This window comes from Natronomonas salinimetallica (genome assembly GCF_013839515.1).
GTDB lineage: Archaea > Halobacteriota > Halobacteria > Halobacteriales > Haloarculaceae > Natronomonas.
Window position 1 is genome coordinate 66,711 of the sequence record NZ_JACDNQ010000005.1, and the last position, 18,216, is coordinate 84,926.

19 protein-coding genes and 1 tRNA gene are annotated in these 18,216 nt (G+C 66.4%); 9 read left to right on the forward strand and 11 right to left on the reverse strand.

Annotated elements, in window-relative coordinates:
• Positions 1-64: 64 nt before the first annotated feature.
• From HZR14_RS05355 to yqeC, 5 genes are all read right to left on the reverse strand, one after another.
• Positions 65-1,039, reverse strand: coding sequence for an aldo/keto reductase (locus tag HZR14_RS05355; protein WP_181691837.1), 975 nt, complete (start codon positions 1,037-1,039; stop codon positions 65-67).
• A gap of 30 nt (positions 1,040-1,069) precedes the next feature.
• Positions 1,070-2,113: an ABC transporter permease gene (locus HZR14_RS05360; protein ID WP_220132453.1), complete on the reverse strand. Its 1,044-nt coding sequence runs from the start codon at positions 2,111-2,113 to the stop codon at positions 1,070-1,072.
• Complete coding sequence (locus tag HZR14_RS05365; protein ID WP_181691838.1) at positions 2,106-4,004, reverse strand: ABC transporter permease; 1,899 nt, start codon at positions 4,002-4,004, stop codon at positions 2,106-2,108. The genes HZR14_RS05360 and HZR14_RS05365 overlap by 8 nt, the downstream gene beginning before the upstream one ends.
• Positions 4,004-4,909 (reverse strand): ABC transporter ATP-binding protein, encoded by a 906-nt coding sequence (locus tag HZR14_RS05370; protein WP_181691839.1) that lies wholly within the window; start codon positions 4,907-4,909, stop codon positions 4,004-4,006. Before HZR14_RS05370 ends, HZR14_RS05365 begins: the two co-directional genes overlap by 1 nt.
• Positions 4,910-5,331: 422 nt before the next feature.
• Positions 5,332-6,054, reverse strand: coding sequence for a selenium cofactor biosynthesis protein YqeC (gene yqeC / locus HZR14_RS05375; protein WP_181691840.1), 723 nt, complete (start codon positions 6,052-6,054; stop codon positions 5,332-5,334).
• Positions 6,055-6,163: 109 nt separating this feature from the next.
• On the opposite strand from yqeC, the gene HZR14_RS05380 reads away from it, so the two are divergent.
• Positions 6,164-6,247, forward strand: a tRNA-Leu gene (locus HZR14_RS05380).
• Between the two features lie 691 nt (positions 6,248-6,938).
• On the opposite strand, the gene HZR14_RS05390 is transcribed toward HZR14_RS05380, so the two are convergent.
• Positions 6,939-7,202 carry a DUF8072 family protein gene (locus HZR14_RS05390; RefSeq protein WP_181691841.1) on the reverse strand — a complete coding sequence of 88 codons (264 nt, stop codon included), beginning with the start codon at positions 7,200-7,202 and terminating at the stop codon, positions 6,939-6,941.
• Between the two features lie 96 nt (positions 7,203-7,298).
• Between HZR14_RS05390 and HZR14_RS05395 the strand changes: the two genes are divergently transcribed.
• The 3 genes from HZR14_RS05395 to HZR14_RS05405 all read left to right on the forward strand — a co-directional run bounded on the left by HZR14_RS05395 (position 7,299) and on the right by HZR14_RS05405 (position 10,562).
• Positions 7,299-8,093 (forward strand): inositol monophosphatase family protein, encoded by a 795-nt coding sequence (locus HZR14_RS05395; RefSeq protein ID WP_181691842.1) that lies wholly within the window; start codon positions 7,299-7,301, stop codon positions 8,091-8,093.
• A 138-nt stretch (positions 8,094-8,231) separates the two neighbouring features.
• On the forward strand, positions 8,232-9,365 hold the full coding sequence (locus tag HZR14_RS05400) for a DUF63 family protein (protein WP_181691843.1): 1,134 nt from the start codon (positions 8,232-8,234) through the stop codon (positions 9,363-9,365).
• A 195-nt stretch (positions 9,366-9,560) separates the two neighbouring features.
• Positions 9,561-10,562 (forward strand): AIR synthase family protein, encoded by a 1,002-nt coding sequence (locus HZR14_RS05405; RefSeq protein ID WP_181691844.1) that lies wholly within the window; start codon positions 9,561-9,563, stop codon positions 10,560-10,562.
• A 100-nt stretch (positions 10,563-10,662) separates the two neighbouring features.
• Here the strand turns inward: HZR14_RS05405 and HZR14_RS14350 are convergent, their stop codons facing one another.
• On the reverse strand, positions 10,663-10,959 hold the full coding sequence (locus tag HZR14_RS14350) for an ATP-binding protein (RefSeq protein WP_370464960.1): 297 nt from the start codon (positions 10,957-10,959) through the stop codon (positions 10,663-10,665).
• On the opposite strand from HZR14_RS14350, the gene HZR14_RS14355 reads away from it, so the two are divergent.
• Positions 10,949-11,101 carry a hypothetical protein gene (locus tag HZR14_RS14355; protein WP_255479186.1) on the forward strand — a complete coding sequence of 51 codons (153 nt, stop codon included), beginning with the start codon at positions 10,949-10,951 and terminating at the stop codon, positions 11,099-11,101. The genes HZR14_RS14350 and HZR14_RS14355 overlap by 11 nt on opposite strands.
• 24 nt (positions 11,102-11,125) lie before the next feature.
• On the opposite strand, the gene HZR14_RS05415 is transcribed toward HZR14_RS14355, so the two are convergent.
• The gene (locus tag HZR14_RS05415) at positions 11,126-11,872 is read right to left on the reverse strand and encodes a FlaD/FlaE family flagellar protein (RefSeq protein ID WP_181691845.1); all 747 of its coding nucleotides are present in this window, start codon (positions 11,870-11,872) and stop codon (positions 11,126-11,128) included.
• 135 nt (positions 11,873-12,007) lie between these two features.
• On the opposite strand from HZR14_RS05415, the gene HZR14_RS05420 reads away from it, so the two are divergent.
• A complete protein-coding gene (locus HZR14_RS05420; protein ID WP_181691846.1) occupies positions 12,008-13,042 on the forward strand; it encodes a hypothetical protein in 1,035 nt (344 codons plus the stop codon).
• A gap of 165 nt (positions 13,043-13,207) precedes the next feature.
• On the opposite strand, the gene HZR14_RS05425 is transcribed toward HZR14_RS05420, so the two are convergent.
• Positions 13,208-13,408: an HEWD family protein gene (locus tag HZR14_RS05425; RefSeq protein WP_181691847.1), complete on the reverse strand. Its 201-nt coding sequence runs from the start codon at positions 13,406-13,408 to the stop codon at positions 13,208-13,210.
• Between the two features lie 108 nt (positions 13,409-13,516).
• Between HZR14_RS05425 and HZR14_RS05430 the strand changes: the two genes are divergently transcribed.
• On the forward strand, positions 13,517-14,095 hold the full coding sequence (locus HZR14_RS05430) for a YbhB/YbcL family Raf kinase inhibitor-like protein (protein WP_181691848.1): 579 nt from the start codon (positions 13,517-13,519) through the stop codon (positions 14,093-14,095).
• 132 nt (positions 14,096-14,227) lie between these two features.
• Positions 14,228-14,683 carry a DUF7992 family protein gene (locus HZR14_RS05435; protein ID WP_181691849.1) on the forward strand — a complete coding sequence of 152 codons (456 nt, stop codon included), beginning with the start codon at positions 14,228-14,230 and terminating at the stop codon, positions 14,681-14,683.
• Position 14,684: 1 nt separating this feature from the next.
• Here the strand turns inward: HZR14_RS05435 and HZR14_RS05440 are convergent, their stop codons facing one another.
• Both HZR14_RS05440 and HZR14_RS05445 read right to left on the reverse strand, forming a co-directional pair.
• Positions 14,685-16,283 carry a glutamate-cysteine ligase family protein gene (locus HZR14_RS05440; RefSeq protein ID WP_181691850.1) on the reverse strand — a complete coding sequence of 533 codons (1,599 nt, stop codon included), beginning with the start codon at positions 16,281-16,283 and terminating at the stop codon, positions 14,685-14,687.
• Between the two features lie 272 nt (positions 16,284-16,555).
• Positions 16,556-17,398 carry a DUF7537 family lipoprotein gene (locus HZR14_RS05445; RefSeq protein WP_181691851.1) on the reverse strand — a complete coding sequence of 281 codons (843 nt, stop codon included), beginning with the start codon at positions 17,396-17,398 and terminating at the stop codon, positions 16,556-16,558.
• A gap of 269 nt (positions 17,399-17,667) precedes the next feature.
• Between HZR14_RS05445 and HZR14_RS05450 the strand changes: the two genes are divergently transcribed.
• Positions 17,668-18,087: a universal stress protein gene (locus tag HZR14_RS05450; RefSeq protein ID WP_181691852.1), complete on the forward strand. Its 420-nt coding sequence runs from the start codon at positions 17,668-17,670 to the stop codon at positions 18,085-18,087.
• Positions 18,088-18,216 lie beyond the last annotated feature (129 nt).

Sequence of the window (18,216 nt, forward strand, 5' to 3'; positions counted from 1 at the left end):
TGAACGGGACGCCCGGCGGATTCGGGGCCGTCCGATCGTCGATCACCCCTTTATGTACCGGCCGTCACTCGTGGCCCGACACCGGGACCGGTTCGTAGGGCTCTTCGAGGTAGGCGAGGTCGCTCTCCGAGAGGGCGATCTCCAGGGCTTCGACGGCCTCTTCGAGGTGTTCGATCCTCGATGCTCCGACGATCGGCGCATCGACCCACTCCTTGTGGAGCAGCCACGCCAGCGCGATCTGGGCCATCGAGACGCCCCGGTCGGCCGCCAGTTCCCCGACGCGCTCGTTGATCTCTCTGCCCCCGTTGTCCGCGTAGGGGTGCTCTTGGGCGTAGTCGTCCGTCTCGGCGCGCTTCGTCGACATGTACTCCTCGTGGGGGCGGGTGAGATACCCACGCGCCATCGGGCTCCAGGGGACGACACCGAGGCCCTCGCGTTCACACAGCGGCAGCGTCTCGCGTTCTTCTTCCCGGTAGGCGAGGTTGTAGTGATTCTGCATCGTCGCGAACCGTTCGAGGCCGAGTCGGTCGCTCGTAGCGAGCGCCTCGGCGAGCTGGTGGGCCCACATCGACGAGGCACCGACGTGTCGGACCCGCCCGCGGCGGACGGCGTCCGAAAGCGCCCGGAGCGTCTGCTCGATCGGCGTGTCGTAGTCCCACCGGTGGGTCTGGTATAGATCGACGGTGTCGACGCCGAGTCGATCGAGCGAGGCCGACAGCTCCTGTTCTATCGTCTTCCGGGAGAGCCCCCCGGAGTTCGGATCGTCCTCGCGCATCGGGAAGTATACTTTCGTCGCGATCACGGACTCCTCGCGGTGGCCCTCCAGCGCCTCGCCGAGGACCCGCTCGCTCTCGCCGCGGGAGTACATGTTCGCGGTGTCGAAGAAGTTGATGCCCAACTCGCGGGCACGTTCGACGAGTTCGTGACCGAATTCCTCGCCTTTGACCCATTCGCGCCACTCCGGATCGCCGAAGCTCATACAGCCCAGACAGAGCCGGGAGACCTCGATGCCGGTCGAACCGAGCGTCGTGTACTCCATACCGAATCGAGCGCCGGCGAGATGAAAAAGCTATCCGAGCGCTTCGGCGTCGACCCCCCGGATCCACCGACGGAGCGCGACAACGGCCGCGACCGAGGCGGCGACGTACCCGGCGAGGTGGGCGTACGTGACGAGCGTCGGGCTGTCGATCGCAAAGCGTGCGACCGTGGTCGCCGGGTGTTCGGGCAACAGCGCCGCGGCGGTGAAGGCGGCCAACATCCCGAGGGAGTAGCTCAACTGTGCCCGCTGGCGGACGGGGACGGCAATGGCGAGTCCGGCGGCGACGGCGACCGCGAGCGCGCCCAGCGCCGTCGTGATCGCCAGGATCGGTGCGACGTTGGCCACGGCGATGTCGTTTATCGATAACAGCACGAGCCACAGCGCGACCTGTATCGGGGTCAACGCGGCCATCACGCCCGCCTTGCCGTCGACGACGTCGAGGAGCGACGCCGGCGTCACACGGAGCAGCGTCAGGGTCCCACGCTCGACCTCCTCGGTCAGCGAGTCGACGACGACCGCCCCGGCGATGAAAACGGGCAAAAAGACCAACAGGGGTACGAGCACCGTATAGGAGAACCCGAAGTAGGGGCTGGCGTCGACGGAGGGCGGAATCGAGAGCGGATCGGTCGAGCGGAACGCCGCACGGTCGGCCCGCTCGCTCCGTTCGAGGGCTTCGAGGACGGCCCGTACCTGGACGACGATGAACGTCTTCCGGACGCTCGCCTGCGGGGCCTCGACGTCGACCGTCGTTCGCTCGCCGACGCGTTCGGCGTGGGCGGTGGCCTGCACCCGGTTGGCGTCGAAGGCGGCCCGCGCCGCGTCGCGGTCGTCGTACCGTCTGACCTCGAGTCCCTCGACGTCGCCGGCCGCCGCCGACAGCGCCTCGGCTTCCTCGCCGGTGACACCGACGACGATATCGTCCGCCGCGGCCCCCGGTTCGTACAGCGACGTGAGCCCGACGACCAGAAACGACGAGAAGCCGGCGATGACGACCTGGATGAGCAACGCGAGAACGATCGTCTTCTCGCGGGAGAGCGACCGGACCTCACGGCCGGCGATCGTCGTCTTAGACAACGGTACTCACCACCGCGACGTTGTACGCGAGATGGACCAGTATCGCAGCACCGAGACCGATCCCGAAGAGCCGCCGGCCGCGCGACGCGCCGATTGCCGTCAACGTTGCCGTGACGACATGCAACGCGAGCGGTGCGAGAACCAACAGCGCGACGATCGCGGGATCACCGGCTCCGAGGCCGGTCTGAAAGGCGGCGTCGGCGACAGCGAGACCGGGCAGGCCGACGAACTGGATCGCGAGGGTCATCTTTTCGGCGAGGAAAAAGCCGATCCCGGACGCCGACCCGACGGCGGCAGCCACGGCGAGGGTCCGCCCGTATCGGGCGTGTACGTAGCCGGCATAGATCGGGATCCCCTTCGCGAGTTCTTCGATGACCGCGATCGTACCGAATATCAGGGGGATCGAAAACGTCACCGGCAACGCGAACAGGACGGCGACCGCGAGCAGTTCCGCGACGAAGACGAACGGGACCAAAAGCGCCACCACGAGGGCGACGCTCCGCGGGCGATGGATCCGACTCGCGAGCGCATCCAGTGTCTTCAGGTGAACCGGCCGCTGGGTGAAGAGGTCCTCCTCGCGGTAGATTCCGAAGCCGAGCGAAAAACAGATCACGGCGACGAGCGTCGCCGGCCCGAGCGAAAACGCGATCTCGCCGGCGGAGACCTCGGCGTGCGTGAGATCCATGATAACGAGCGTTAGCGGCGACACGAACGCCACCTGGCTGGTCTCGGCGAAGATGGCGGGAACGAACGCGTACGTGGTCAACAGCGTGCTGATCGTCACCGTGAGAAACGTCAACTCCTTGAACGACCGGGCGAACATCGCCGCGAGGAACGTGGTACCGAAAAACAAGAGCGCGAGCGGGACGACCGCCAGTACCGAGAGCGGGCCGCCGCCGCTTCCGAGCAGCCACAGCCCACCGACGATGGCCGCAGTGATCCCGAGCGCGGCCGCGAGATACGGAAGCGTCTTGCCCACGACGATCTCGCCGCGGCCGACCGGTGCGACGAGCAACAGTTCGCCGCGGCGGTTGAGCCGCTCCGAGAGCATCGAACTCCCGTAGGCCTGGATGAGGAAGTTCAGCGGCAACACGAACAGGAACGCGAGGACGAGAGACTGGAACGGAAACGGAGGCCGAATGTCCGAGGGAGATCCGGTCGTCGACGACGTCCCGAAGAGATCGAACGCGCCGAACGACGCCGCATCGACCGCCGTGTCGCCGCCCATGCCGCCGCTTTCGCCGGTCCCTGTGGCCCCATCGCCGATCCCCCCGGCGGCGTCGGCTCCGCCGTTACCGCCGTCGACGGCGGATCCGGAACGGCCGCCACCGCCGTCCCCGGGCGTTTCGGCGGCGACCGTTCCGCTCCGATCGAGAAACCGAATCGACACCGTCACCGGAAACGCGGCGGTCCGGTTGTCCTCCGCTCGCATGAGTGCGTCGTTGTATCGGCCCACCGACGTCCGGAGCGCGGCCAACGCTGCGAGACCTTTTTCCGTCGGTTCGCCGTCGAAAAAGGCGACGTAGATCTCGGTCCGACCCGCCCGCTCCTCGACGTAGAGGTCGATCCGGCCGTCCCCCCTGAACCCCCCGATCGCAACTCCTCCGTCCCCGGCCGGGGTCGGCGGCCCCGTATCAACGTTTCGGCCGTCGGTGTCGACGGCCGCGAACGTCGGGTCGGCAGCGACGGGGTCGTGATAGGCCGCGTCCTCGGAGACGCCGACGCGATAGATACCGTCCTCGAGGGCGACACCGCCGGTGACCGCGACTGCCCCGACCGCGAGAACGAACGCGACGGCGGCGACGGCGACGGCGACCGCGCCCCGGTCGATCCCACCGAGACCCTTCGTCGACTCCCAGCGCGCGATCCGCAGAAGTGTTCTCGGCCGCATCACCCCTCCGTCGCCCCCGGCGGTTTCTCCCCGCCCGGTCGCTCCGGTGATGCGACGTCGAGAAAGAGCCCTTCGAGGCTGGGTTCGACCGTCCGGACGTCCTCGAGACGCCCGCCACGATCGATCGCCGCCTCCCGGACGGCATCGAGTTCGTCCATGTCCTCGACAGTGCGCCGATAACGATCGCCCTCGGCGGTGGCATCGGGAACCTCGACGGTGGTAAACACGTGGTACACCGTCTCACCGTGGGTGGATTTGAGCTCCGGGAGCGAGCCTTCCGTGACGATCCGTCCCTCGTTCATGATCGCGATGCGGTCACAGACCTCCTCGACGTGATATAGGTTGTGCGCCGAGAAGACGATCGTTCGCCCCTCCGCGGCGAGTTCTCTCGTGAACTCGATGATGTACTTCGTCGTCAACGGGTCCAGCCCGGAGGCCGGTTCGTCGTAGATCAACACGTCCGGATCGTTGACGAGCGACCTCGCGATCGCGACCTTCCGTTTCATTCCCTTGGACATGTCCCCCAGCGCGCGGTCTCTGTGGGCCAACTCCAGCCGATCGAGCGTCCGTCCGATACGGTCGTCGGCGACGTCACGGGGGACGTCATAGAGGTCCGCGAAAAACCGGAGATACGACCGCGGTGACATCTCCTCGTACAACGGCGACTCCTCGGGGAGAAATCCCAGGAGGCGACGCGTCTCCCGGCTGTCTGCGCGTTTTCCGTCGATCGTGATCGTCCCGCTCGTCGGCTCGAGCAGCCCCGCGAGCGCTTTCAGGGTCGTTGTCTTGCCCGCCCCGTTCGGGCCGATGATACCGAACACCTCACCGCGGTCGACGCGAAAGCTGCTCCCTTCGACGGCGACGAACCCGCCGTACTCCTTGCGGAGGTCACATACCTCTATCACGCCCGGCCCGAGGAGTTGCAGTCACTAAAACCCGCGCCGGGAATCGGCAGCCGTGGGGTGGCGCGGCTGCCCAACCCTCCCTCAGCGTGCCGTTGATCCGACCGCAGCCTCCGGATCGAAATTTCGGACGGGCGGATCGAAAGCGAGCCGTCGCTTCCCGACCGACAGACGCCGACCGCGGCGGGGACGGATCCGTCGGGGGCATCCGGCTCTGACTGATACTGGTGGACGAAATCAAATGAAACCGACTCACGAGTGATCCGCCGTTCGCTCCGTCGAACGGCGTGATCCTCGTGCGTCGTGTGTACATTCTTTTGTTCGTCAGTATGATAGGCGTCGCTGGGCGGACACTGGAAGGATAACGGACGAGACCAACGGACGGGTCGACTCCCGACGGGACGGCTTCGACCGCCGGTGTCGGCTTACTCGACGGCGTCGACGATCCGTCCCTGATCCATCCGTCCGAGGACGACCCGGTCGATCCGCGGCGAGGAACACAGCGCCGTCGCGATCGGCTGGGCCGTCGCCTCGAGGTCGTCGTCGTCGACCATGTTTATAAGCGGAACGGCGCGTGCTTCCTCCGGCAGCCGTTTTAATCCGCCGCGGTCGTGTGAGAGCACCGTCACGACGTCTCCGGCTTCGATGCGGTCGCCGAGCGACAGGCCGGTGAGCGCTGCGACCCGTTCGGGGCGGTGGACGTACGCCGCATCGAGCGGCTTTCCGACGGCCTGGACGCTTGCGACCGGGACGAGCAGATCCGTCGATTCCGGGACCTGTGGCTCGTCGTCGTTCGGCGCCTTGAGAAGCCGGGTCCGGGCCCCGTCGGCCTTTAACAGTATCGGGACGTCGGTCGTCGCCGAAAGCGCGTCTATCGCTTCGGGATCGTACCCGAGATACCGGGGGCGATCCCCGTCTCGTCCGGGGACGACGCCCAGTGGCCAACCGTCGGTCTCCCGAACGGCCTCCCGTGGAGCGTCCGTTATCCGCAACGCCGAAACCCGGTCCTCGAAGAACGGGATCCGAACCGTCGCGGTCACGACGGCCCGTTCGAGCGCCGACGCGAGCGCGTACAGCGTCGATTTCTTGCCGCCCGCTCCGACGACCGAAACGACGCCCTCCGGCCCGAAGGCCTCACGGAGGTTCATACCCCGAGGATTCAGACAACAGCATATAAACGTTGCTGCCCGAGGCTCCGGTCTCCGGCGATCGAAACCGGTGACTTAAATCGGATGAGGCCGTTACTGGAGACTGCGTGCGAGGGTAGCCAAGCCCGGAAACGGCGGCGGACTCAAGATCCGCTCCTGTAGAGGTCCGTGGGTTCAAATCCCTCCCCTCGCATGAGCGAAGCGGCGCTCACCGCGCCGCGAGCGAATGCAGGAGGGATTCGAATCAGGGACGAGCGTTGCTCTGACCGTGGTTCAAATCCCTCCCCTCGCATCGTCGGGGGTTTCCCCGTGATGCGGAAGACCGCTCTCGGAGCGGCCTTCCCTCGCAATCTCTGTCCACTCCGTCCGAGTGACGACGCCGTGAAACCGCGCGGGGAGTCACGGTCGACGGCCACTGGTGACCGGACGGTCCCCAGACCGGGAGCGTCCGGCGTGCTGTCTCCGAGTCGCCCAGCGAGGCCGTCGAACCGACGGGAGCGCGTACGTTCGCGTCCGTCCGTGGCCGTTTCGTTGTACGTGTAGCCCCCGCCGTCGATGTCGAGAACCGCGCCCTCGTAGCGACCGCCGTTCGGAACGATCGACGGATCGACGACGCGCTGTTCGGCGATTTCACCGTCCGCCTCCACGAGCAACACGGCATAGTCGTCGCCGAGGCGGTCGACAACCGCGGTTCGATCGGGCGGAGACTTCCCGATGACAGGAGCCGAGAGCACGGCGAGGCCGACAGCGGCGAGCACGAGAGGGCCGACGACGAGGGTAGCGACGCCCTCGGGAGCGAGCAGGTCACGCATTGAGACGGGATGGTCCCGTCAAGGTATATGAACTGTCGGACCGCGGTGTCGACAGTACCGATCCGATGACCGCTACTCCGCGGCCGGCTCGACGTCGTCGACGATCCCGGCGGTCGCCCATCCGTCGTCAGCCTCCCTTCCGGCGACGAGCGGGTCGTCCTCCCCGTCGGTCACGAGCCGGTAGGTCGTGCCCTCGGAATCGCTCCCTTCGGCCTGGAACGCTTCCTGGAAGAACTCCGCCGAACGCATCTCCAGGACGACCGTCGAGCCGTCCTCGAAGGTGAGTCGGACGTCCTTCGGCGTGATGTTGTGGATACGCTTTGCGAGCGTGTGCATGGATGTACTCGCGTCCGGGCGGACAAATCGGTGGTGTTTCGAGCGCCGATGTCGGCGAACCGATGGCGCTTTCAGCGTCGGCGTTCCGGAACCGGTATGCAGACACGCGCCGAGTGTGCCCTCCGGGGAGCGAAAGCCGGGGCGGCAGTCGCGGCCGAGTCGTTCCGGGAGGACGTCCGCGTCGAGACGAAATCGGAGAAAACCGACGTCGTGACACAGGCCGACCGGGACGCACAACGGCGGGTCGCCGAGGCGATCCACGAGTCGTTCGACGGCGAGCCGATCGTCGGCGAGGAGGACGGTACGCCGGATTCGGTCCCCGAGGACGGCCCGGCGTGGATCGTCGATCCGATCGACGGGACGGCGAACTTCGTCCGGGAAATCCCGACGTGGGCGACGAGCGTCGCGGCGACGGTTGACGGTGAGGCGGTCGCGGGGGCGACGGTCGCGCCGGCGCTGGACGATACGTTCGTACTCGGGGACGGAGAGGCGTACGTGAACGGGGAGCCGGCCGCCGTGAGCGACCGGACCGATCCCGAGACGTTCACCGTCGTGCCGACGATCTGGTGGGGGTTCGACCGCCGCGAGGAGTACGCCGCCGCCTGCCGGGCGATCGTCGAGCGATTCGGGGACATGCGCCGGATCGGCTCCGCACAACTCGAGTTACCGCTGTGTGCGACCGGTGCCGTCGACGCCGTCGTGACGAACGTCGAAGCGAATCCCTGGGATACGGTCGTCGGAGCCGGCCTCGTCGAGGCCGCGGGCGGGACCGTTACCGACGTTCACGGCGAGCCGTGGCGATACGATAGCCGTGGACTGGTCGCCTCGAACGGGGCCGCACACGACCTCGTTCTCGACGCCGCCCGAGTGCCCGAGCGGGTCCGCCGATAGTACCCGCGGTCGCCGTCGATCCCTCTCGATACTACCCGTGGCCACCGTCGACCGGAGCCGCGGGTCAGGGGAGGAGTCCCGACCGGAACGTCACAGGAGACCGGAACCCTGAAATCACGGTAGGCCGGGGATGTCCGTATGCAGCTACCCGATGGCGTCGACCCCGCCCGTGCGTGGCTCGCCGCGTTCTTCGGTGGGATCGTCGTGGTCGCCGCCGGTGCGATCGCGTTCCCCAGACGGGTGTACGACGGCTTCCTGTGGCGATACTTTTGGGGTCCGGTCGATGCCGACGCCCACGGTGCGACGTGTGCGGTCCGGGCCGACGGTACGACCGAACGATACTTCGACCAACTCGCCTGCTCGGGTGCCGACGGTGTCGTTGCGACGCCCGGATACACGACCGTCTCGACCGTCAGTTACGCGATCGTCTTGGTCTTTATGCTCATCGGCGTGTTGTTGTTGCTCCGCAGGCTGGACGTGGAGATGACGTCGCGGTTCTACGTCGCGCTGTTCCCGTTCATGCTGTTCGGCGGCGCGCTCCGCGTCGTCGAGGACGTAAACGTCACCTTCCTCCGGGCGGACGTCGGAACTCTGATTCCGTACCCCCCCGTCGCGCTCATCATCAGCCCGTTCATTTATTTCGTGATGTTCGCGTTCACGCTCGGCGCGGTCGTGTTCTGGATCCTCCTCTCGCGACGGGGGATCATCGGGGAGTACGAGCCGTATCTCGCCGGGACCGGCGTGCTCGCCGCGTCGGGGGCCATCGGGTGGCTCTTTTATATATCCGCGAACGCCGAGATCATCGGCTTTTTCCCCACGGTCGCGGCCATCACGCTCGGCGGCGCGACGCTCGTCACCGCGATCTTTTGGTGGACGAGCCAACGGTACGCCCCGTTTATAAACGACGGCACGGGATACGTCGGCGCGCTGATCGTGTGGGGCCACACGGTCGATGGCGTAGCGAACGTGTTGAGCCTCGATTGGGCCGGGGCACTGGGACTCGGCGTGACCTACGGATCGAAACACGTCGTCAACGAGGCGACAGTCCGGATTACGGAGAGCGTCCAACCGGCGTGGCTCTCGGAGGCCGTCGGCACCGCCTGGCCGTTTCTCCTCATCAAGATCGCTGCCGCCGTCTTCGTCGTCTGGGTGTTCAACGACGAGATATTCGAGGAGAGCCCCCGGTACGCCTACTTGCTTCTCGTTGCTATCCTCGCGGTCGGTCTCGGTCCAGGGACTCGGGACATGCTACGGGCGACGCTGGCGATCTGATTCATTGATACTGCCGGTCGTACGTTCGTGACGCGATCGCGGCACCACGCGAATGGCGTGCCATCGGGATCGCCGGCAGTATACGAAAACTCTATTTGAAAAAACGTGTAACACCGATACCATAATGTATGTTATGCGACGGCTCGATACGTGGTGGAATCCGGTGTTTTCCGATGGATCATTGGGTGGACGATAATGGCTGGAACGATCGGTAAGATCGACGCGGATTTTTTTGAAGAACACATCTCTGCTACCCTCGGCGCTGATCGGGATTCGGTCACTGTTGGTCCTCAACACGGGATCGACTTCGGCGTTCTTGCGGTTGGGGATCAACGTATCGTCGTCGCCACCGATCCTGTCTCCGTTCTCCCCCAGCTCGGGTTCGCACGAGCGGGAACGTTAGCGCTGCACAGTGTTCTTTCGGACGTCGCGGTCAGCGGTCTCTCGCCGTCTTTCCTCTCTATCAACTTCACACTACCATCCGAGATGACCGATGCCGAGTTCGCGGAGCTTTGGGAGGCGATGACCGCCGAATGCGAACGGCTCGGGGTGAGCGTCGTAACCGGACATACTTCCCGGCAGGACGTGTCCTTCCCGTGGATCGGTGGCGCAACGGCAATGGGCGTTGGAAGCCCAGAACACGTTATCCGACCCGACGGTGCACAGCCGGGGGACAGGATCGTCCTCACGGACGGTCCCGGTATCGAGGTAGCTGGGCTGTTCGCGGCGCTCGCCGGCGACCGACTCGGTGTCGGTGCGGACGTTCTCGACCGGGCGGAAGCGCGACTCGAGGAGACAACGCTCGTTCGTGATGCACTCACCGCTGCGAGCGCAGGGCCCGTGACGGCAATGCACGACGCAACCGAATGTGGGCTACAGGGTGCGCTCGTCGAAATGGCAGACGTGAACGGTCTCCATCTCGCTGTTTCGAGGGACAGTCTTCCCGTTCAGAGAGATGTCGCCCGTGTCTGTGAGGCGGTGGATCTCGATCCGTGGAAAGTCTCTTCGCGGGGGACGCTCCTCATCACGGTACCGGAGACACACGTCCGTTCAGTTGTGAATGCCCTCGAAGACCGGGACACTCCCGTGAATGTCATCGGAGAGGTATCCGAGGGGAACGGTGTCACCGTCGATGGTGATCGGATCGCACATCCCGGCACGGATCCCGCCTGGGAGGCCTTTCGATCCCTCCAGTAGACCGGACCGATTGATCGAGCGACATCGACTGTGGACGCGTGATCGGCCACGTACGGCCATCCGTCGGCTATCTGGAGCCGTTCTCGGGTCTCGAAGTATATCAACTAGCCGGGAGTCGCATCGTCACGATGGTTCCGCGCGGATCGTTCTCGGTAACGGCCAGCGTTCCACCGGAGTGGTGTACGAGCACGTTGACGAGCCACAACCCGAAGCCGCTCCCATGGTATAGCGGCTGGATATCCTCGCCCTCGACCAGTACGTGACGCTCCATATCCGGGATGCCGGGGCCGTCATCCGCAATCCGGATCGCGACCATCTCACCGTCGGTATCGAGACCGACCGTCACGGATGGGACGTCTCGATCCGAGAACGTGATCGCGTTCTCGATGAGTTCGATAACAGAGAAGGTCGCACCCGAGACCGTTGAATCGGTGAACGAGGGGCTTGAGGACGGTGCACTCACGGAGCACGATGGCACCGAGCGACTCGTTCGTAATGATGCCGATGCGTTCGACAGTGGCCCCCTCAGGGGCGAGTAGAGACGGACCCCGCTCGCAGGGCGTTCACCGGTTCCGTCGGTGGGCCAACCGCGCGATGTACCGGAGGCTCTCGCGGTGGTCGTCGATCCCGAGCGACGGGGCGGCGGCCCCCGGTCCGGGTGCTGAGAGCCCCGACACGACGTCTTCGAGTTCCTCGCGGCTCCGCTCGGAGAGCCACCCGATCGATTCGTAGTACGCGAGCGCCGACGTCGTCGCGTCGGGGCCGCCCGCCGTGAGCAGCCCTTCGAGCCACTCGAATACCTCCAGTTGGGCGGTGTACGCGTCCGGGAGTCGGTCGAGATACGGCCTCGAGACCTCCGGACCCGAGAGCTCCGCCAGGAAGGCGGCCGGAGTTGGTGCCGAACCGGTGGCTTGGGGCGGGGCCGGCTCATCGTGGGGGGGCGACGGTCTCTGCCCCGCCCTCTCTCTTTCGCCGCTGTGTTCCCACCGGTGAGTCGGCCGCTCCCCGCCGTGATCGCGGCGTCGATGCCGCGACTGCAGATACGACTCGACGTCGTCCGCCGGCGGTTCGGTGGACTCGGCGGTCCCCGCCAGTGTGTCGGCCGGGTCGGGATCGACGCCGGCACCTCGCCCCGGAGCCGACGTGTCGCTCGTCGCTTCGACCGGAACCGACCGGTTCCCGTCGGGGGGATTCGCCCCGTCCCGCCGCTCGCTTGTGGCTTCCCCGGAGCCGGGCCGGTGTGGCGGCTCCCGGACCGTCCCGTGTGACTCGCCTGGATCGTCGCCGCGAGGATTCAGCCGGCCCGTCATGCTTCCTGTCCGTTCGCCCGTCCTGTATTTAAATACGGGTCGGGTTTCGAGCGGTGTATTCGCCCCGTTTCGGCGCTCGAAACAGACGCGCACACCGGGCGCACGGTTTTTAAATAGGGTTCCGAACGCGTCGGCATGGCAACCCAGGATGCCCGGTCGACGACGCTTCGGGACTTCGACGTGGACCCGAACGTCGCCGCTCGTGACCACATCCCCTCGCTGCACCCACGTGATCGGTTCCTCCGATGTCACTCCTGTGGGGTCACCGTCCCGTACTCGGTCACCGCGGAGGGACCGGTCCGGCGGGCGCTGGAGGAACTCGCATCGGTCCCGTGTGGACGATACGAACTCCCCGACGTTCCCGTCGGCGATCACGTCCCGACGGTGACGCCCGAACACCCGACCGGGGGACGAAGCGTCGTCTGTGAGTCCTGCGGTCGGAGCGCCCGACTCGACGGCGACCGCGAACGGGTCCTGCGGGATCTCGCGGCGGTTCCGTGTACGACGCGGCTGAGCCGGACCGAGTTGGTCCATCTCGTCTTTTCGCCGACGGCGTTCACCCCGCCGCTGTCGGATCTGGGCGTCGAACGGTGGTACGGCCGACTCGGCAACAGCCACGCCGACGACGTCGTCAGACAGTTCCGACACGACCGGTTTCAGTACACGGTTTACATACGAGAGCGCCCGGACGGAGCCTACACCGCCTCCCTCTCGTCGACGCCGAACACGGCGGTCGCTCCGGTCGACGAACTCCGGTTCCCGAGCGCCGACGCCGACGACCCACCGACGAGCGAGGCCGCGCTCACGTTCGTGACGTTCCTCTCGGCGACCGACCCGCTCACGGCGGCGGAGTTCTCAAAGCTGCACGCCGTATACGAGGACGCCTACGGGACACATCGAAAGGAGTGGCTCACGACCGCCTACACGGACGCGAAGGACACCTTCGAGGACCGCTTTGGCGGTCCGGCGACGGCGTTTACCGACGCCTTCTCGGACAGTTCGGCGGACGTAGAGGAGGTGTTACGACGGACAGTCGGGTCCGGCGGGTTCGCCGACATGCCCGAACCCGAGTTCGCAATCGAGGTGCTCGGCCACGACCACGAGTTCCCGGGATTTATCTCCTACGTCGCGGACCGACACGGCTGGTCGCCACCCGTGAGAGAACGATAACGATCCGTACCGACGGTCTACGTCCGGCGGCCGTCGGCGCTGTCTCGGTTCGCCCGGTGTGACGTACCGAGCGCGTCCGCCCCGGTCGTACTGCCGGCTGTCCGTCGCGACCGCCTGTCGCACCCTGGGGTCGCAACTCGCGTGTACCGGGGACAGCCGGCAGTATCAGCCCTCCCGATCCAGTTCCCCCGTGATGGGATTGTACTGGCCGTTGATGTCCCACTCGTGGATACAGTGTCTGTCGCCGGTCTTTCGTTCGCCGTCCTCCTCGACGATGACCCAGTTATCGGCGTCGGCGTCCCAGACGTCGGTTCGGCCGCAGCGTTCACAGATCCGTCGCGTCGGCGGTACGATTTCTACGCTCATATTCGGGGGATCGTTCTCGACCGTAATCAACTATCCGCCGTCGGGTCGCCCGGGCGAGTCGGGGTCCGATTGCGATGCGGTCTTGAGTTCGGAGGCCTTACGACGGCCATGCGACGACGCGAGCTGGTCGCGGCTCTCCCGGCCGCCCTGTCGGCTGGCTGTACCATCGGTGGCGATCCGCCGGTTCCGGCCGGTGATGAATTTCGCCTCACTCTGCCCGGCCACGGGGACAGAACCGTCCCGGAACGGTACACCTGCGATGGGGCGGGCGACTCCCCGCCGCTTCGGATCGAGGGGGTGCCCGAGCGGGCCGAATCGGTTGCGATCGTCGGCGAGTGGCTCCGCGGGTACACCCCACAGACGATCTGGCTGCTCTGGGGGCTCCCGGCGGCCGATCCGTTCGAACTCCCGGCCGGCCTTCCGAGCGAGGGGCGACTCGATTCGCCGGCCGGCGCGAGACAGGGAACGAACGGCGAGGGTACGATCGGATACCGTTCGCCCTGTCACGAGACCGCCGACAACCAAGGGTACCGTTTCATCGCGTTCGCGCTCCCCGATCGGCTCGGTCTCGACCCCGGTAGCGACCGCGACGCGTTCGACGACACGCTCAACGTGGAGCGTTCGACCGTCTCGAGTACGACCCTCTCGGTCCGATACGAACGCTTCCCGGAGGAGCGAACGGCGTAGGGCCACGTCGGGTATCGAAGTACCATCGGATCCGGCCCGAGTATCGGAGCGCCCTCCGGATATACCGAGCGCTGGCCCGCCGTCGGGGGCCGCGACACTACGCTTATGGGTCGCGTGGACGTATCCGACGGTATGACCCTAGACGTCGACCGCCCAGACCCGCCCGAACTGGAGGAGACGGATCCGAACGACTACGACGACGCCGAAGTAGTCGGGGATACGGATTACAAACGCGAGGAGCTGGAGTCGCTGCTGCGGGAGGGCGCGTGGGAGCAGGCGTTCGAGGAGTGGACCGAGGACACGGACTTAGACGAACGGGAGTTCGCGATCGTCGCCGAGTTGGATATGATACAGCATTTCGATTTCTTCTGGGACGCGTTCGCGGATCGGGTCGGCTACCACGCCCCCGGAATCCCCGAGGACTGGAAGGAGCGTGCCCTTCACCCCGGACTGTCCTCCTGGGAGACGGTCTCGGGGATCAACGCCGCGATGGCCGAACTCGGCGAGACGATCAGCCGGACGTTGAAACGGGACTACATCGACTGGGAGACCGAGTACGAGGCTCCGGAGGACCTCCCGGATTTCTGACTCACAGCCAGGAGACGAACGCGTCACCGTCGAGGCTGCGGCGGACGTACTCGCGTTGCATCGTGGCGATGGCGTCCGCCAGATCGGCCCCCTCGGCCAGCGCCTCGCGAACGCGAGCCTTCTTCCAGGCACTCGGGGTCGTCCGAGCCGTCCAGCGGCCCTCGATGGGCGAGAGATACCGGTCGACCGCATCACTCGGTACGCCCGCGGTCCTGAGTCCCTCGCGTGCGTGCGAGAAGACCTCTCCGAAGATGATCGCCCGGTCGGTCGTGTGCTCGCCCTCGGCGGTCACCCACTCAAGGTCGGCGTCGAGTCCCTCCTCGACGGCGTCGTAGAAGCTCGACTCGGCGGCCGCCCACGGTAGCGTCGTGATCGGGTGATCGGCCTCGCACAGTCCACGGATCAATCCGGCGACGAGCGCTTGCATCCCGACGACGTCGGTGACGGTCGGCTGGGTCGGGATCGGGCGGTACTCGATGCGTAACGATCGCTCGTCGTTGGCCGCGTCGACGCGGTCGCCGCCGATCACACAGCGCAGCCACCGCCAGTAGGTCCCGCGTTTGTGGTCGAACTCCCAGACGCGCTCCGAGAGGCTCTCGCGATCCGTTTCGCTGTCGATCCACTCCCGGAGAAACGGGGCGTATCGGTCGTCCCCGAGCACGCGGTCGACGACGTCGGTGGCGGTCTCGATGTCGTGCGGAACCCTGACTTTCGCGTTCGGCGTGCGGTTGACCGACTGCTCGAAGACGTCGATACGGAGTTCGTGTGGGGTCGCCTCGACGAGTGCCTCGGGATCGTCGACGCCGTCGTACAGTTCCGCCGGGAGGAACGGTGCGTTCGCCGACAGCGCGAGGACGGGGCCGAGCGTCCGGATCGCCGCGTTGTAGTACGCCGGGAACGAGTCGGCGCTCGGTATCTGGAGGTGGGGCTGAATCGACGTGGCGAGCGACTCGAAGAGGATCGTCGGGAAAGTGGTGTCGACCCCCGGAACCGATAGCGGAATCCGTCCGCCGTCGGTGTACTCGAGGACGTGATTGTCGATGGCGACGTACCGCGGATCCTGACGCATGTTCTCCGCGAGGACGACGCCGTCGCGTTCCGCGGTCGAGGAGAGATACGGCCGCGTGCCCTCCTCCGGCGGAAGCGTCCACATCGCATCGAGAACGAGTTCGCGGCCGTGGTCGCGGGCGGCCGCCCGAGCCGATCGGGTCCGTTCGCGGATCCCCTCGGCTTGGGCCGCCAGGCCGTCCTCGCCGAGCACCGTCGGCTCGGTGTTGATTTCGACGTTGTGTCGCCCGAGTTCTTTGTTCGCCGCCGGCGTCTCGAAGACGCCCTCCGGCAGGCGAGCCAGACGCGGAACAGCGGCCCCATCCGTGCCGGCCGCATGGTCGGCCGGACTGGACGCATCGCCGCTCTCCACCGCATAGATTTCCATCTCCAGGCCGACCGCAAAGTCAGCGTTGTCCATCGTCCCCTCCTCGATGGCCTCACGGAGCCACGCGGCCTGCTCGTCGAGGCGGTCCTCGAACACGGTCGCGGTCTCCGGATCGAGCGAGCGCTCGACCAGTTCGACCGTCCGATCCGTCCCGTGTCTCGTCATCGGTACCTCCGTGTCTCGTTTTCGGTACCTCCGTGTCTCGTTTTCGGTACCCCTTCTCCCTCAGGGCTCGTCCGTCCCGAGCGATCTCTGTCCGGATCGACGGGCGGGCCGGCGGTCTCGGTCTCCATACCGGCCCCTCGGCGCCCCGGTCAAAAACACTTGTATCATCCGGGCGAATGGCGGTGACGGTGCTCACGGGGCATCGCGGCCGTCTCCCGGCGAGTACCCGGCCGGGGGCGGCGATCGCCGGTCGCGTGTGACGTCGATCCGTATCACGTCGCCCGATCGAACCACGCCGGGCGGTCGACGTCGGTCGTCCCGACGTCAACATAGGAGATCCGCCGGGTGACGGCCACGGAGCTCCCGTCGATCCGACCGCTGTACTCGAGTTCGAGGTGCCGTACGAGTCCGGTCCGGTCGACCTCCGCCAGGAGGGTGACGTTCCGTGCCGGATCGGCCTCCGGGAACGGGAGTTCGGTATCAGGCCCCTCGGCGTCGACCAGCCGGTAGCGTTCGACGCCGCCGACGGATCGACTCGTCTCGGTCCGGGTCGGGACCGCCTCGAAACTCCGCTCGATCACCCGGGTCGGGGTGGCAAAGACGTCGAACGCCCCCGTCGACGCCCAGAACCGCCAGGTTCCGACCCCGGAATCGGTGGGCGAGAACTGGTTGTAGATCGGGTCCGACTCGCCGAACGCCCGAACGTAGGTCTCCCCATCGGACCAAAACGCCGAGACTGCGGGCGGTTCGCCCAACAGCTTCGGCCCCTCCGGACCGCCGGTCCGAACGGTCGAGGCGTAGGTCCGGTTTCGTGCGAGGCGAAGTTCCATTCGGTAGCGCGAGCGAACGCTCCCGTTTTCGTATCGCACGGTCTGGTTCGACACCAGCGTGTACGAGCGATTCTCGAGTCGCTCGTCGTGTGCGGACGCGAGCGCTGTCGGATCGGAAACCCCGCTGTCGTCGATACCCGACGTCCGAGCCACGTCGGAATCTGCCTCCGGAACCGGCACCGGGGTCACCGTTTCCGTGGGGGTCGACCCCCGATCGACGGCGTCGCCGCCGAGCCCGGAACAGCCCGCAAGCACCACGAGACAGACGACGCACAGTCTGTACACACCGCTCTCTATCGCGTGATCATATATAAACCCGCCTGGTCAGATACGTTCGCCCAGCCAACACCCCCGACCGCAGAGACTCATACCGCCGGCGATCCCGACGTCGAGCCGTTCGCGCGCCGGTGTCGCGATCGCATCAGGAACGGCTCGCCGGCAGTGTGAGTATCCACCTCGATCGTCGGTGAAGCGGCCCCGACGACGGTCCGCACGAGGGCGGGGGAGTGACACCCCATCGCCACCGCTAAGTCGACGGCGGGATAGCACCTGATATGAGAGTGCTGGTTCCATATGATGGGTCCGAGCAGGCCGAGGCGGCCGTCGAGTACGTCAACGCCGAACACGGGGACGACGACGTCGTGTTGTTGCACGTACTCGATTTCGTCGAGGCGGGCTACGGGGCCGCGCCGGAAGCGGCGATGGCCGGGTACTGGGACGAGTGGTACGAGCAGGCCGAAGAATCGAGCGAAGAGCTACTGGAGGGGGCGGCGAACGCGGTTGACGCCGATGTCGAGACCGAGACGGTCGTCGGATCACCCGCCCGCGCGATCATCGAATACGTCGACGAGAACGGGATCGACGCCGTCGTCATCGGGAGCCACGGACGCGACGGCATCTCACGGATCCTGCTCGGCAGTGTCGCGGAGACGGTCGTCCGTCGCTCCCCCGTCCCGGTGACGGTCGTCCGATAGAGCGTCCGTCCTGGTGACGGTCGTCCGATAGAGCGTCCGTCCCGACGACACCGGCATCGGCTTCGCACGATCATTTCGCGTGGGACCGCCGCCGCCAATCGGGCCCTCCGGTTTCTCTGTCCCGATACA